General features: G+C 63.0%; 11 protein-coding genes. 6 read left to right on the top strand and 5 right to left on the bottom strand.

Features of this window, described 5'->3' with window-relative positions:
• Positions 1–51 precede the first annotated feature (51 nt).
• The 4 genes from OUZ49_RS05590 to OUZ49_RS05575 all read right to left on the bottom strand — a co-directional run bounded on the left by OUZ49_RS05590 (position 52) and on the right by OUZ49_RS05575 (position 5,147).
• Positions 52–2,322 (bottom strand): phage tail sheath family protein, encoded by a 2,271-nt coding sequence (locus OUZ49_RS05590; RefSeq protein ID WP_266149002.1) that lies wholly within the window; start codon positions 2,320–2,322, stop codon positions 52–54.
• 90 nt (positions 2,323–2,412) lie between these two features.
• Positions 2,413–2,727: a hypothetical protein gene (locus OUZ49_RS05585; protein WP_266149001.1), complete on the bottom strand. Its 315-nt coding sequence runs from the start codon at positions 2,725–2,727 to the stop codon at positions 2,413–2,415.
• A 639-nt stretch (positions 2,728–3,366) separates the two neighbouring features.
• Complete coding sequence (locus OUZ49_RS05580; RefSeq protein ID WP_266148999.1) at positions 3,367–3,981, bottom strand: nucleotidyltransferase family protein; 615 nt, start codon at positions 3,979–3,981, stop codon at positions 3,367–3,369.
• On the bottom strand, positions 3,978–5,147 hold the full coding sequence (locus OUZ49_RS05575) for an XdhC family protein (protein ID WP_266148998.1): 1,170 nt from the start codon (positions 5,145–5,147) through the stop codon (positions 3,978–3,980). The genes OUZ49_RS05580 and OUZ49_RS05575 overlap by 4 nt, the downstream gene beginning before the upstream one ends.
• A gap of 229 nt (positions 5,148–5,376) precedes the next feature.
• Between OUZ49_RS05575 and OUZ49_RS05570 the strand changes: the two genes are divergently transcribed.
• The 4 genes from OUZ49_RS05570 (at position 5,377) to OUZ49_RS05555 (ending at position 10,450) form a co-directional block, all read left to right on the top strand.
• Complete coding sequence (locus tag OUZ49_RS05570; RefSeq protein WP_266148997.1) at positions 5,377–5,856, top strand: (2Fe-2S)-binding protein; 480 nt, start codon at positions 5,377–5,379, stop codon at positions 5,854–5,856.
• Positions 5,857–5,919: 63 nt separating this feature from the next.
• On the top strand, positions 5,920–8,202 hold the full coding sequence (locus OUZ49_RS05565) for a xanthine dehydrogenase family protein molybdopterin-binding subunit (protein ID WP_266148996.1): 2,283 nt from the start codon (positions 5,920–5,922) through the stop codon (positions 8,200–8,202).
• Positions 8,199–9,494, top strand: coding sequence for a c-type cytochrome (locus tag OUZ49_RS05560; RefSeq protein WP_266148995.1), 1,296 nt, complete (start codon positions 8,199–8,201; stop codon positions 9,492–9,494). Before OUZ49_RS05565 ends, OUZ49_RS05560 begins: the two co-directional genes overlap by 4 nt.
• A 146-nt stretch (positions 9,495–9,640) precedes the next feature.
• Positions 9,641–10,450 (top strand): acetoacetate decarboxylase family protein, encoded by an 810-nt coding sequence (locus OUZ49_RS05555; protein WP_266148994.1) that lies wholly within the window; start codon positions 9,641–9,643, stop codon positions 10,448–10,450.
• 301 nt (positions 10,451–10,751) lie between these two features.
• Here OUZ49_RS05555 and OUZ49_RS05550 read toward each other — a convergent pair whose 3' ends face one another.
• On the bottom strand, positions 10,752–12,170 hold the full coding sequence (locus OUZ49_RS05550; protein WP_266148993.1) for an aldehyde dehydrogenase family protein: 1,419 nt from the start codon (positions 12,168–12,170) through the stop codon (positions 10,752–10,754).
• Positions 12,171–12,267: 97 nt separating this feature from the next.
• Between OUZ49_RS05550 and OUZ49_RS05545 the strand changes: the two genes are divergently transcribed.
• Positions 12,268–13,155 carry a LysR family transcriptional regulator gene (locus tag OUZ49_RS05545; RefSeq protein ID WP_266148992.1) on the top strand — a complete coding sequence of 296 codons (888 nt, stop codon included), beginning with the start codon at positions 12,268–12,270 and terminating at the stop codon, positions 13,153–13,155.
• A 388-nt stretch (positions 13,156–13,543) separates the two neighbouring features.
• Positions 13,544–15,283, top strand: a complete 1,740-nt coding sequence (locus OUZ49_RS05540) for an alpha-keto acid decarboxylase family protein (protein ID WP_266148991.1) — start codon at positions 13,544–13,546, stop codon at positions 15,281–15,283.
• Positions 15,284–15,299 lie beyond the last annotated feature (16 nt).

Raw genomic sequence — 15,299 nt, 5'->3', positions numbered from 1 at the left:
CGCGGGAATGACGACAAGGAAAAGATGGAGCTTCATGAGGACGGTTCGACATCAGGACGTCTGCCCGGCGATCTGTTCGATCTGGATCACCACGAATTCCGCCGGCTTCAGCGGGGCGAAGCCGACAAGAATGTTGACGATGCCGTTGTCGATATCGGTTTGCGTGGTCGTCTCGCCGTCGCATTTGACGAAATAGGCCTGCTGCGGCGTGCTTCCCTGGAAGGCGCCCTTGAGGAACAGGGTTTGCATAAATCCTCCGACGTTAAGCCGGATGGACGCCCACAACGGCTCATCGTTCGGTTCGAACACGACCCACTGCGTGCCGCGATAAAGGCTTTCCTCGATGAACAACGCGGTGCGCCGCACCGGTACGTATTTCCATTGGTTCGTCATCGCGTCCGCACCCATCAGCGTGCGCGCACCCCATAGCACCGAACCGTACACGGGGAAGTTGCGCATGCAGTTAAGCCCCAGCGGATTGAGTACACCGTTTTCGGCGTCGCTGAGCTTGTAGGCCATGCTCTGTACGCCATTGAGCACGGCGGCTGTGCCCGCGGGCGCTTTCCACACGCCGCGACTGCCGTCGGTGGTGGCATAGACGCCCGCGACAACACCGCACGGCGCGAAGGTGCGCAACTGATACTTGTTGAGCGGATCGGGGAGACGCAGGCGCGGGAAGAACGCGGCGCCGTTTGCATCGACCACACCCAGGCCCGTGCTCTTCCAATCTACTGCGGATGCCACGCTAGTGACGTTCGGTGGCGAATCGATTAACAGAAACGCGCGCCGCTGGTCGCACAGTGCGACGGCCGTACTATAGATCGCGCTGGTATTGATGTTCGGATCCAGCGCGGAGGGGTCGCCCTTGGTGGCGCGCGTCGCATCGGGAATGCAGAGGAGGTTGAACAGATCGACTTTCTGCAACGCGTAGATGCCGGTGAACGATGCCTGGTCGCCGATGATGTCGGCGGTGGCTGGCAGGCCCGTGCCATCCGCGCCCAGGGCCGAAGTGGTTTGGTCGCCCCAGCCGCCATGACCCGTACCCAGCGCGTAATGGGCGACATTATTGGTGGTCGTGCCGGCCTTAAGGCCGATGTACGTGGTGCAGGCTTGCAGTGTGGATGCGCCAGACGGATCCGCGATGCTGATCACCGCGTCCGGGTTGCCGGGGAGCAGGGCATTGATGCGGAGCGCCTGCGCAGTTGGCGAACCGGGCAACTGCGTTACGGTGATCTGCACCGTCGCACCCGGCATCTGCACCGCCAGCGCTGCGTTGAAAGCTTGTTGGAGCTGCGTGGCGAGGCCGCTCAGTGTCATCGGCAACTGGCTGTTCTTGGGAATCACCTTTACCGTCATCGGCAGCCCTGCCGGCGGCGTGGCGGGATTGCTCGTGCTCAGCGTGAGCCCGTAGTCCTTGTTCGGTATGGTGGTGTTGGCCACGGTGATGCCTACACCGGCCTGGGTAGTGCCGGCGTTTTGTGCCAGCGTGAGGCTGGTGTCATTGGCGATTGCAAGAATGCGGTATGGCGTGGTGTCGGCGCCGATGGTGATCCACTGGCCGAACTTCAACTCGGTGCTGAAGTGCGTGCCGGTGCCGATCACTTCGTTGCTGCCTGCCGTGACAGCCACATTGCCGGAAGCCATGGCCGTCGTACCGCAGATCGCGCTGGCGACACTGTAAGGCGTGATGCCTGTGCCTACGAGTCCGGTTTGTTCGATGCCCACGCCGATAAGGGCCTTGATTGCGCCGAGCTGCAGCGCGTTCGGCGTATCCATCTTGATCAGTTGTGAGCCGTTGTCCGGATCGTTGATGACGGTTTGCACCCAGTTGCTCAGGGTGTTGTCGTAGGCAACGGAAGGGAAGTATTCGACTGTACCGCCGGCCAGGTCGGTGATCGTCAGATTGAAGATCTTGTCATTCTTGCTGCCCGTGTCCGGATTCAGTCCGATGTAGTCGATGTCGATCATCAGATTGGCGTTCGCGGCGGTACCGCTGCTCAGTGCTTCGAAAGTGAAGGATTGAAACACCACGTTCGCAGCCGTGGCGCCGAGCGATGCAGCCGGTGTTCGCACGACATAGGCTTGCGCGCCGCCGTTCTGAAAGAACTGCTGCACCGCGTAGCTCACCTCGCTGTCGGAGGCGAGGCCGCCATACAAGCGCTCGTAATCGCCGAAACTGAAGATTTCCTGCGCCCTGTTGTCGATGCCGCTGTTGGTGTAACCCACGAAGGCGGTAATCGAAGTCGGCACGCCGGTGATGGGGTGGGAGGCGCTTTGCAGTTCCTGCACGTACACGCCGGGATAGCTATAGGACGTCGCCATAGTGGTTACCTTGCTGACGTTGGAACATGGTGAGGCCCAGGCCGTGAACAGACCTGGGAAGCGTATGTGGCAGGGAAGGTGAGCATGCGTTCAGTGCCTTGCCGTGGGGTCGGCATGGACGGCAATGAAACGGTCCAGGCGCGCGTCGCCCTCGGCATCGATGGACACGCGCCGATAGCGCACATGCCCATCCGCAGCGCGCACCGTTTCGAGGACGCCCGCCTCCTGCAGCAGCGCTATCGCGCGCCCCACCACATCGACCGATACGGACGCAAACCCTAGCCACCATTGCGCAATGCCCTCCTTGGTATCCCCTGCGAGCGGATTGGCGCGCAGATAACGGGCAAGGCGACACGCCGCATGCGACACCGCACCGGGGTCACTGGGCTGTTCCTCACCATTCATGGCTAACTGCGGGCAAGGACAATGCCAAGCAGGTGTTTCACGCATGGGCCCGTTTCTAGGCGCATCGCATCATGGCCTCAGAGCCTAGGGTGGACAGTTTTGTCCACTTGGCAGAGGCGTCGATCTATGCCAACACGAGCCATCGTGCGCCCTATGGCTACGTGGGCGAATTTGTCCTGGCTCGAGGGCATTTTGTCCTATGAGTAATGCGAGACGTTGCCCGCCTGTCGTTGCAGGGTTTGAATCACGGCGCATTCCAAGCGTTATCACGCAGGCGATGGCCTCAGTGCGCCAGCGTTGCCTAGAAGATCGTGGATATGGCGGACCAGAAACGCTCGCAGCTATCGCCGCAAGGCGATCAGGTCAAGTTACGTGGGTAGCGAAGCAAGTGTCCGCAAACGCGCCGCCCATCCTTTCCGCGACGTTGTTCGGCGGTCAATACGCCAAGATCTCCCCCCATAAGTAATGGTTGGCTTGGCAAGTCCAATGATTGCGCAGCGGCCTGCTGCGTCGTGAGCAATGGTCGCCCCATCTTGGGGGCACGAACGCGAGGACGCCAAACAAGCAAGATGTTGTTACGTTGCCGGAAGCTCCCGGCGTTGCAGTAAACATGCGGGGGGTAAACGCCGGCACGTCCTTTCAGTCGATTCCTTGATGGGCGAGCCACACTGCGTGATCGCCAGGTGTATCGATGTCGAAGGCGGCGGCAGGAAGGTCGTGAACATCCACGCAGTCGAAATAACGTTCGATCAATCGCTGGGCGCCTTTTTGGCCTTGCAGCGAGGCCAGCTCTTCAAAGTAATCCCGAGGGAACAGGCAAGGCGGTCCAAGGTGGCCGTTGAACTGTGCCGCGTGGATGTGTCCGGGTGCAGTGGCGTGTGCTTCGATCATGCCTTTCAGGTGCGCTGCCCGGATGCCGGGCTGGTCGGCCAGCAGCACGACAAGTGCATCTGGCGCGGCCTCCCTCGCGACGGCGGTTCTGACACCTAGCCCCAGCGATCCACCCATGCCTGTTGTCCAGTCGGGGTTCTCGACGACTTGTACGGGCAAGCCGGCCAAGCATGGCCTGACCGCGTCAGCATAGGCACCGATCACTACGACCACTGGAGAGAGACCAGCGTGGAGCGCAGTCATGGCGGCACGGCGCACCATGGGAATGCCTTCGATGGCCAGGGTTTGCTTGGCCGCACCGAAGCGGCTGGCGTTTCCCGCCGCGAGCAAGACGGCGGCTATGCGCTGTCCCTGGCTGTTCATGGATGTATCGGGGTTTGCGAGTGGGATAGTGGCCCGCCGTCTCTGCCGTTGCGTACGGCCAGGATTTCCGCGGCTACCGCCAGGGCAATTTCATGCGGCGTTTCCGAGCCCACGTCCAGCCCCGCGGGCGCATGCAATCGCATCTGTGTATCCGGGAATGCCTCTCGCACGCGCGCAGTTCGCTGGCGCGATCCAATCACCCCCAGATAGCCGACCGGCGTCGCCAGCAGGGCTTCGAGGTAGGCCAGATCACGTTCCAGACGATGCGTCATCACCACGGCCGACGTCGCGCTATCCAGCGGCACTTGCGCCGCGAGTGCCCGGGGCGAAGCGTTGATGAGGCGAATGCCATCGGCCACGTCGGTAGTCTCATGCGTGTAGTCAACCCGCGTGGTTTGCCAGCCCAGTCGCACCGACAATTCGGCGAGCGATCGCGCGCTGGCACCATCGCCAACGATGACCAGTGCGTGCAGCGGTGGCTGCGATTCGACGAGGATGTCGTAGCGTTTCCCGTTCATCGCCACATGCCTGGTGACTGCCGCGCTTGTCGGGGGCGCAAGGGTTTGGGACAACTCGGAGGCGATTCGATCGCGAAAGGACGCGTCCTCGATATTGCTCCAGTGGATCCCATCGCCATGCAGCAGTCGAAGCGGGCGAGGGGCGAGGATCTGCCCATCCACCGCATAAACGGTGGCCATGGCACCGGCGACGCGGCGCGCATGCATGTGCGCGACGGACTCGAGGAAGTCCAGGTCAGCCGGCTCTCGTAGCGGCTCGATGAGTACTTCCAGTTCGCCGCCGCAGCCGGTTTCAAGCATCACGTCCAGGTTTGCGTGGCGCCCATACTCCACCAGCGCCGGCTGGCCATGGGCGATCACCCGCCGCGCGCGAAGTGCGATGTCCCGCTGCGGACATCCACCGGACAACTCGCACACCATGTGACCGTCGGGAAGCACCAGCATGCTCGCGCCGGCACGTCGGAAGGTGGATCCGCGCGTCCGCGTGATGGTGACCAGTGCCGCACCCTCCCGATCGGGTCCCAGGTTAAGTGCCTGGACCGCGCGGTAAAGCGGCTCAAACTCTTGGGCGACGTTCATGATGCGAGGCCAAGAAGGGGGCGGTTGCCATGTTCGGTCAAAAGGCCCGGCCAATGCCAGCGGCAGCACGTGGCCCCGATCGGGCCCAGGGACGGTGCCGGCGGGGGGGCGCCGGCGGCGCGACGACCTCTGGCCTTCACTTGTCTTTTCTTTCCGCTGGAGGAAGATTCAAACCTGTTCTCAACCCCGCGCGGGGCATGCCGCGTGGTGATGACGGTATTCCAATAAGGCATGGCCTCGGTTCCCGGATGCCAACTCCGGGCGGGTCGCGGCGACACGACCTCGCAGGGAGACCCGCATGATCGTCCTTTCTATCAATGGTCAGGATTCGCAGGTCGAGGTGCCCGAAGACATGCCCCTGTTGTGGGTGTTGCGCGATGTCATTGGCCTGACCGGCACCAAGTTCGGATGCGGTATTGCGCAGTGCGGCGCGTGCACCGTGCATCTGGACGGCCAGCCGGTTCGCTCCTGTGTGTTGCCGGTGAGCGGTGCGATAAACAAGAAGATCACGACCATCGAAGGCATCGGCGCCACGGATATCGGCAAGCGCATGCAGCAGGCATGGCTTGGCATCGAAGTGGCGCAATGTGGCTACTGCCAGTCGGGCCAGATCATGTCGGCAACGGCCTTGCTCGCGCAGACGCCGCAACCGACGGATACGGACATTGACAGGGCCATGTCCGGCAACCTGTGTCGCTGCGGCACCTATGTCCGCATACGCGCAGCCATCAAGCAGGCCGCAACGGGACAAATCACCCTGCCACAGACCATCGCCTGAGATCGGGCGACCTTGCTGCGGCGACGCCGTTACGGACACGAGATACCGACCGAGAGCTAAGCCATGGCTATCCGCGTTACCCCTGTTGAGGACGGCGATGGTCCGCTGAACCCGTCCCGCCGAGAGCTGATCAAGCGTGGCGGACTGGTGGTGGCTTTCATCTGGCTGAGTGGCCCCATGCGCGCCTGGGGAATGGCGGAGACGGCGCGAATCGACCAGGGTCAGCCGCAGTTTGCGCCCAACGCCTTCGTGCGCGTCGGCAACGATGGCAGCGTGCAACTGGTGATGCCAAGCATCGAGATGGGGCAGGGCGCGTATACGGGCCAGGCCACCTTGCTGGCCGAGGAGCTGGACGTGGGGCTCGACCAGATCACCGTCGAACATGCGCCACCCAATCGCAAACTCTATTCCAATCCCATGCTGGGCGAGCAGGCGACGGGTGGTTCAACCACCATTCGCTATTGCTGGTCGACCCTGCGAAACGCGGGCGCCGCGGCGCGCTATTTGCTGGTAAGCGCTGCAGCCCAGCACTGGAAGGTGGACCCTTCGCAATGCACGGTGGCGCGCGGTGTCGTCACCCATGCGCCTAGTGGTCGCACGCTGCGCTACGCCGAACTGGCGGATGCAGCGGCGCAGGTGACTCCTCCCGACAAGGCACCTTTGAAAAGCCCGAGCGATTTCCAGCTCATCGGCAAGCCACTGCGTCGCGTGGATACGCCAGGCAAGGTGGATGGCAGCCTGCCGTTCGGCATCGACATCCGCGTACCGGGCATGAAGGTGGCCACGGTGCAGGCCTGCCCGACGTTTGGCGGGCGGCTGGTCTCGGTGGACGATACGCGCGCCCGCGCCGTGCCTGGCGTGCTCGCGGTGGTGAAGCTGGACAATGCCGTGGCGGTGATCGGCGAACACTTCTGGGCCGCCAGGCAGGGCCTGGACGCGCTGGACATTCACTGGGATCGCGGTGCCAACGGCAAGCTGACCACCGAGCAGTTGTTCAAGGACCTGGCCGAGGCTTCCGAGCACGGCACGCCCATCGTGGGGCGCGATGTCGGACACGTCGACGGCGTCAGCGGCAAACTGGTTTCCGCCACCTACCAGTTGCCGATGCTAGCGCACGCGACCATGGAGCCGATCAACACCGTGGTCCACGTGCGGCCCGATGCCTGCGAGATCTGGGTGGGCTCGCAGGTGCCTGCGCGCTGTGTCGATGTCGCCACCAAGATCACCGGCCTGCCGGCCGAGCGCATCGTGGTGCACAACCAGTACATGGGCGGCGGATTCGGACGACGCCTGTTCGAGGACTCCGTCGAGCAGGCCGTGGCCATCGCCAAGCAGGTGGATTACCCCGTCAAGGTGATCTGGACCCGCGAAGAGGACATCGCGCAGGACCGCTACCGTCCCGCCTATTACGACCGAATTTCCTCCACGCTCGATGGCCAGGGTAAACCCGTGGCATGGACCCATCGCACCACCGGGGCGTCGGTGTTGGCGACATTCGCTCCTTCGGCCATGGGCAAGAACGGACTCGATCCGGACCTGGTGGAGTGCGCGGCGGACCTTCCCTACGAAATGCCGAACATGCGCGTGGAATGGGTGCGGCATGACATGCCCTCCGGCTTGGCGGTCGGCTGGTGGCGTGGTGTGGGGTCGACGCATAACGTGTTCGTCGTCGAGAGCTTTGTCGACGAGCTGGCGCATGCTGCGGGCAAGGACCCGGTTGCCTTTAGAAAATCCATGCTCGGCGACAACCCGCGCGCCCTCGCCGTGCTGGAGCTGGCGACGCAGAAAGCGGGTTGGGGGCAGGGCGCGCTGCCACCGCGACACGGGCGCGGCGTGGCACTGGCCGCACCGTTTGGCAGCTACCTTTGCGTCGTCGTGGACGTGGAGGTATCGCCGCAAGGCGAGATCAGCTTGCGGCGCGCGGTGACAGCCGTCGATTGCGGCATGGTGGTGAACCCGAACACGGTGGAAGCGCAGATTCAGGGCGGACTCGTGTTTGGCTGGAGTGCGGCGCTCTACAGCGGCATTACTTTGAAGGACGGCGCGGTGGAACAGCGCAACTTCAACGACTACCGCGTGATGCGACTCAACCAGACGCCGCCGATGGAGGTGCACATTGTCCACAGCAAGGAGCAGCCGGGGGGCATCGGCGAAACCGCCACGGTCATGGCCATGCCTAGCCTGTTGAACGCCGTCTTTGCGGCGACTGGCGTGCGCCTAAGGACCCTGCCTATCGACAGGTCGGCGCTGGTGTCGGACAACAACGCGCTTAAGGCCGCCTTGTCCGCAGCAACGCCGCTCGATATTCCCAGCGATGTTGCCTCGGTGGCGAGGATGCTCGTATGAAGATCGGTCGTCTCATCGGCGTGCTCGTCATCCTGGTCCTGCTGGGTGTGCTCGGCTTCGGCGCCTACGCCTTGATCACCGTGCGTAACGGCGGGGAGGATCAGGCGCTTCAACCCGCCAGCGCCGGTGCCCCGGCCAGCATCACCGACACGCTGGCGCGGGGTGAATACCTGGCGCGCGCAGCCGATTGCGCGGCTTGCCATACAGTGCCCGGCGGCCAGCCCTATGCCGGTGGCGTGGCCTTCAAGCTGCCCATGGGAACCCTCTATTCCAGCAACATCACCGCCGATAAAGAAACCGGTATTGGCAGCTGGAGCGACGACGATTTCGTGCGCGCCTTGCATGCAGGCGTGAACAAGCAAGGCCGGCCGCTGTATCCCGCTTTTCCCTACACGTCGTACACGGCGCTGAGTCGCGAGGACATTCTGGCCATCAAGGCCTATTTGTTCAGCCTTCCCACGGTTCACGCGCCGGCGCGCAGCAACGACCTTTCATTCCCTTACAACCACCGCTGGGCGATCAGCTTCTGGAATGCGTTGTTCCTTAAGAAGCAGCGTTTTGTGCAGGATCAGGGCAAATCCGCCGCCTGGAATCGCGGCGCCTACCTGGCCACGGCGCTTGGTCATTGCAGCGAATGCCACACGCCAAGAAACCGTGCCTTTGCGCTAAAGACCGACGAGAACCTGGGGGGCGCCGAATTGCAGGGCTGGATGGCCTACAACATCACCTCGGACAAGGATCACGGTATCGGTGCATGGAGCGACCAGGAGCTGACCGACTATCTGACCAAAGGTCATGCAGCAGGACGCGGCACCGCTTCCGGGCCCATGGGCGAAGTGATCGAGAACAGCCTGCAATACCTGACGTCGGAGGACATATCCGCCCTCGTCGCCTACCTGCGCGAAGTGAAGCCGCAGCAGGGCGGCGCCGCCGTTCCGGCGATGGCTGCCGCGGCCGCGCCCAGCGGATCGGCGAATGGCACGCCCGGCCTCGGCGAACAGTTGTTCGTAGGCGCGTGCGCGGGTTGCCATCTCGACAATGGGCAAGGCCGGCAAACCGACTATGCCTCACTCGCTGGTCTGCGCTCCGTCCGGGATCCTCATGCGACCAACCTTACCCAGGTGATCCTGCATGGGTCGCAGCTTCGTGTCGGCGCCCAGCATGTCTTCATGCCATCGTTTGGTCGTGCGTATTCCGATGCCGAGATTGCCGCCTTGTCGAACTACGTCGTCAATCACTTCGGTGGCCAGCAAGGCGCGCTTAGCGTGGACGACGTGGCGAAGCGCAGATGATGCGCGTCCATGCGTAGCGCGTGTTGGGGGCGTTGGCCGTTGGCTTGCGCGGTCATGGTCATCTTGATCATGGTCAAGTTGCGGACCCTTGTCTGACAAGCATGGGATCGAAATCACCTGTTGTGGCTTCGTCTGGGAGCGGTCAAATGAAGAAAAACTATTTTTCACCCCTGACCCCACGCGGACTCTCCAATATTTCACCGCCACCACCCTGGCACTACGCCGGAGATTTCCTGGTCATCGACTTCTGGGCGAAGCCGGAAGCCGTAAAGTCTGTGTTGCCCGCGGAGCTACAGGCCGACGACAAGGCCGATGGTCACGCACAGGCTTATTTCATCGACTGGCAATTCACCGGCGAGCACGACGAGTTCCTGGATCCGGCGCGCTACCAGTACAGGGAGTTCTTTATCCTTGTTGATGCCCTGTTTGATGCCAAGCCGGTGGCATTTTGCCCATATATCTTCGTCGACAATGACGCGGCGGTGGCACGTGGATGGGTGCAGGGCTTTCCGAAGCGACTGGGCCAGGTTTCCCAGACCCGCACTTTTGCGGCGCCTGGTGCCGCATGCCCCAAGATCGCAGCTGGAGGGCGATTTGGTGCAACGGCGTCGACCTGTGGGCAGCGCATTGCACGAGGTACCGTTACCCTCGAAAAGGCCGTTAGCGATCTCGCCGTCTTAGGTTCGCGCCCCACGCTCAATATGCGCCATTTTCCGCGGCTGGCAGCGGGCCAGTGGGAGCGCCCGGCCGTCCACGAACTCGTCGAATCCATCATGGATAACTTCAAGATTGCCGATGCGTGGATGGGCAAAGGTGAGCTGACCCTGCCTGAGTGCGAAAACGAAGAGCTGTCTGAGCTTGCGCCGGTGCGGTGCGGCAGCGGTTATCGCATGTCGGTGTCCTATGACGTGACCGATCTGAAGACGCTTGTCGATCATTCGGCGGCCGCAAAGTAATCAAGCCTCGCGCGGCCCAGGGCCCTTTTGTAGCAGTCGGAATGATGTCTAACCGACGAGCGACATCAGGAAGGCGTGGCGTACGGTCGAGGCCAGCACCCAACGAGATTTTCACTGCCGGCCAGGACGCGCGCCTCATCGATCATCTGGTCGAGATGTTTCAGCAGCATCGCCGTGCGGAGCGCTTTGCGGGAAGTCGAGCCCCTGATGGCGCGTGATGTTTGGGTGGCCTCGACATCCATGCTTGTGCAGCGGGCACAAACATGGGTGGTATGCCAGGGATCGACGAAGCCTAAATTGCCTATCGACCGATGATGGTCTTTGGCTCCAGGTAAGCCTCCAAGCCGAAGACGCCGTATTCGCGGCCGAGACCGGATTGCTTGAAACCACCGAACGGCGCCCTGGGTTCGTGGGCGAGCGTGTTGACCATGACGCGGCCCGCATCGATGCGCGCTGCGACGCGCGCGCCGCGTTCAGCACTTGTGGTCACCACGTACGCCGACAAGCCATAGGTCGTGTCATTCGCGATGGCCACGGCTTCATCTTCATCGCTGTACGGGATGATCGACAGCACCGGCCCGAAGATCTCCTCACGGGCGATGGCCATGTCGTTGCGCACGTCCGTGAACAGGGTAGGGCGCACGAGCCAGCCGCGCTCACGGCCACCTGGACGACCCTCGCCACCGGCCAGCAGCCGCGCACCCTCTTCGATGCCCTTGCGGATGTAGCCTTGCACGCGTTCCCACTGCTTGCGGCTGACCATGGGTCCAACGGCGGTATCGGGATGCGTCGGATCACCGGCGATGGTGGCTTCCACAGCAGCCATGGCGAGTGCCTCGAACTCGGCCAGCCGGGCACGCGGCACCAGGATACGCGTGCCGGCGATGCAAGCCTGTCCACTGTTCATGAAGCCTGCCTGGATCGCCAGCGGCACGGCGGTGGTGAAGTCGGCGTCATCGAGAATGATCGTGGGCGATTTGCCACCCAGCTCCAATGTCACACGCTTGATGTCATCGGCAGCGGCGCGCAGGATGCTCTTGCCCACGGCGGTGGAGCCGGTGAAGGAGATTTTGCGCACGTCGGGACTTTCCACGATAGCCGCACCCACGACGTCGCCGCGGCCGGTCACGATGTTGAACACGCCCGCCGGCGCGCCGGCCTCGTGCAGGGCCTCCGTCATCACACGCGTTTGCAGCGCGCTCATCTCGCTGGGCTTGAGCACCGCTGTGCACCCAGCAGCCAATGCGGCGGCAAGTTTGCTGCCGATGAAACCGGCGTTGCTGTTCCACGGCGTGATCAGGCCCACGACACCCACGGGCTGCATGACGACGCGTGCCGTCCCGAGGCTGCGCTCGAAGTCGTAGGCCTCCATGGCCTCGATGGCGTCGAGGAAGACCTGGGCGGCGTGCTGCACCATCCAGCGCGAGCGCGATGCCGGAGCCCCGTACTCCTGCACGATGGCGGCGAACAGTTCGTCCTCACGCGCGACGACGGCCGCATGCATGCGCCGCAACAGGGCGGCGCGTTCCGACAACGTTGTGCGTGACCACGCGGGGAGGGCGCGTTTGGCGGCGGCGATGGCTCGGCGGGCGTCGTCGGCGTCGGCGAGGCGGACGGTGCCGATCACGCCCTCGGTCGCCGGGTTGAACAGTTCGAAGTCTTCCTCGCCGTGTGGGGTGACGAAGGCGCCGTCGATATAGATCTGGTCGATGCGATGCATGGCGGTTCTCCTTGAGAAGGTATCCGCAAGGATGTGGGCTGCTCATTGCCCTGATAAGCTGTACAAAACCGAATGCGTTGTTAAGTGGAGACGGATAATGCGCAGTGGTCTCACCGAACTCGAGGCGGTGCTGGCGGTGACCAGGCTGGGCAGCTTCCGCGCAGCCGCGGCGGAACTGGAAATGTCGACGTCGGCTTTGAGCCAATCTGTGGCCGCGCTGGAGGCGCGCATCGGCACGCGGCTGTTCCATCGCACGACGCGCAGCGTGCGCCTTACCGAGGCAGGCGAACGTTTTGTGTCGGACGTGGCGCCGGCCGTGGCCGGTATACGCGGGGCCATGGAGCGGGCGGGCGAATCGGCCGACGAACCCATCGGCAGCCTGCGCCTGAATACGTCGGTGGGTGCGGCTAGGCGCCTGATGAAGCCGCTGCTGATTCCGTACATGCAGCGCTATCCGCGCGTCGAGCTGGAGCTTGTCACCGAAGCGCGCATGATCGATATCGTCCGCGAAGGGTACGACGCCGGCTTCCGCACCCAGGACGTGATTCCCGGCGACATGGTGGCGGTGCCAACGGGGCCGCAGATTCGGCATGCCGTCGTTGGGTCACCCGATTATTTCGCCAGGCACGGTCGGCCGCGTCATCCGGGTGACTTGACCAGCCATGTCTCGATCCGTGCGCGCATGCCCGCGGGCCATATCTATCATTGGGAATTTGAACGTCACGGCGAGACCCTGACGGTCGCCGTGCCCGGTGTTGTTACGCTGGACGAACCCCACCTGCTGCGCGAGGCCGCCTTGGCTGGGCTGGGTGTTATCTATTTGAGCGAGTTTGACGCCGAGGCCGATCTCGCCGCCGGGCGCCTGGAACGCGTATTGGAAGACTGGACCCCGCCATTCGAGCGGCTTGCCCTGTATTACCCGGGTCGCCGTCACGTGCCAGCGCCACTGCGTGCGCTCGTGGAGCTGATCAAGGAAATCGGCTAGCGCAAGCGACGCGCCGGCGCGCGGGCGCCGGCACTTCTGTTGGACGCATCACGATCGAACTTGGCGAGATCGGGGAAGCCCCCTTGGCTTCGTTTGGTTTGGCGTGGGGCTGATCTGCCCAGTGGGAGAGCAAGATCCCGCGCGAACGGTCGTTGGCATCAATGCATGAAACCTTGACTGCCGATGCAGGAGAATGGTCGCCCGTTGATGTTCGGATTCGAGATATCGCGTGCGAACACGACAGTCAGTCCTATGCAAAATCGATGTTCCACGCCATCGAGCATGCGCGGAGGCCCGCGCCATCGAGCCCAAGTCACCATAGTTGCCCTGAGCTCGCAGACAGATTTCTTTGCCGCATGTCTTCAATGGCTTAGATCGGGAGTCCGCCATGGCAAGCAAGCAAAGCACCGTCAACCATACGCAGCGCATGAAGATCGGCGACTTCCTTCTCCGACGTCTCGAAGAAGCCGGCATCCGTCACTTGTTCGGCCTGCCCGGCGACTACAACCTCACGTTGCTGCAACAGCTCTACGACGCCGGCAAGCTGACATGGATCGGCACCACCGGTGAGCTGACCGCCTCCTATGCAGCGGATGGCTATGCTCGCCTGAACGGGCTCGGCGCCTTGCTCGTCACCAACGGAGTTGGCGCGCTGAGCGCGCTCAACGGAGTCGCCGGCTCATGTGCAGAACACGTCCCGGTCATCTGCATCAGCGGCTCGATACCGCTCAGGTCCATCGACCGCGGGCTTGGCATGCACCACACCATGGCTGATGGAGGTTTTGACCATTTCCTTCATGCGTACTCGCATGTGACGGCGGCGCAGGCCAGGATCACCCCGCGCAACGCGGTGGTCGAGATTGATCGCCTGATCCTCACCGCATGGCGCGAGAAGCTTCCGGTGTACATGGAGTTTCCATCAGACATTGCTTATCTCGACATCGAAGTTCCCACGACGCCGCTCGTTCTGGCGGATCCGCCCAGTGATCCCGAACGACTGCGTTCGTGTATCGCGGCCGTGGCTGAACGGCTGTCCGCCGCGAAGTCGCCCGCGGTCCTGGTGGATGCGGATGCCGACCGTTTCGGTGTCGCTCCCATGCTCATGGAGTTGGCTGAAAAAATGCGGGCGCCCGTGGCCGTGATCAACGCAGCCAAGGGCGTCATCGACGAGTCCTTTGCCCATTACGTCGGCATCTACGGTGGCAAGTCGAGCGAGCCAGGAGTGCGCGAGACGATTGAGAACAGCGACTGCCTGCTTGCTGTCGGCTACCGCCCGATCGAGGTGACGACCGGGGATTTCACGGCCTCGCTACCCGTCAACACGATCCACGCTCGCGGGCACTCGATCGACGTCGGCAACGACAACTATCAGGCGGTGACGCTCAAGGAAGTCCTCCACGGCGTCATCGACGCGGTCCGTCAAGTCAACAAGCGCACTCCGCGCGCAGTTGCGGCAGCCGCGCCGAGCACGCGCGCCGACGATACCGCCAAGCTGACTCAGGCCACCTATTGGCAGGCCATTCAGGGCTACCTGCGCCCCGGTGATGTCCTGTACGTCGACAATGGCACGTCCTTTTCCCTGCTTGGCCTCAAGCTCCCGCCTAAGTGCACCTTCATTGGGTCGATCAACTGGGGGTCGATCGGCTATTCGGTCGGAGCCTTGCTTGGCGCATTGACCGCGGCGCCCGATCGTCGTCACCTGCTGCTCATTGGCGACGGCTCGTTCCAGGTCACGGCGCAGGAGCTATCCACCATACTGCGGCACGACCACAAGCCGGTGATCTCGCTGATCAACAACGGCGGATACACGATCGAACGCGGCTATATAGGCAAGACCGAGACGTACAACGACATTGCCAACTGGTCCTATGCCGATCTGCCGAAAGTGCTTCGCCCTGGCACCAGGGCACGATCGTTTGTGGTGAAGACTGGCGGAGACCTGAAAAAGGCCCTTGGCACAGCAAACGACCGGCTGATCTTCATCGAATCGATGATGGACTCCTGTGACGCTCCCGCACCGATCTTGAGGAGCAGTAACCTGGGTGCCGAGCTCGACTACGGGCCGACCGGCCCGCAACACCGCGCAGGCCTGCAGCTTCGGCCCACTACCGCGGAGACAAGGGTATGACGGAGAGCCATGGCAT

The organism is Dyella halodurans (assembly GCF_026283925.1).
Taxonomy (GTDB): domain Bacteria; phylum Pseudomonadota; class Gammaproteobacteria; order Xanthomonadales; family Rhodanobacteraceae; genus Dyella; species Dyella halodurans.
The sequence above is the reverse complement of the archived record's forward strand: the minus strand, read 5'-3'. Positions and strand labels throughout refer to the sequence as shown.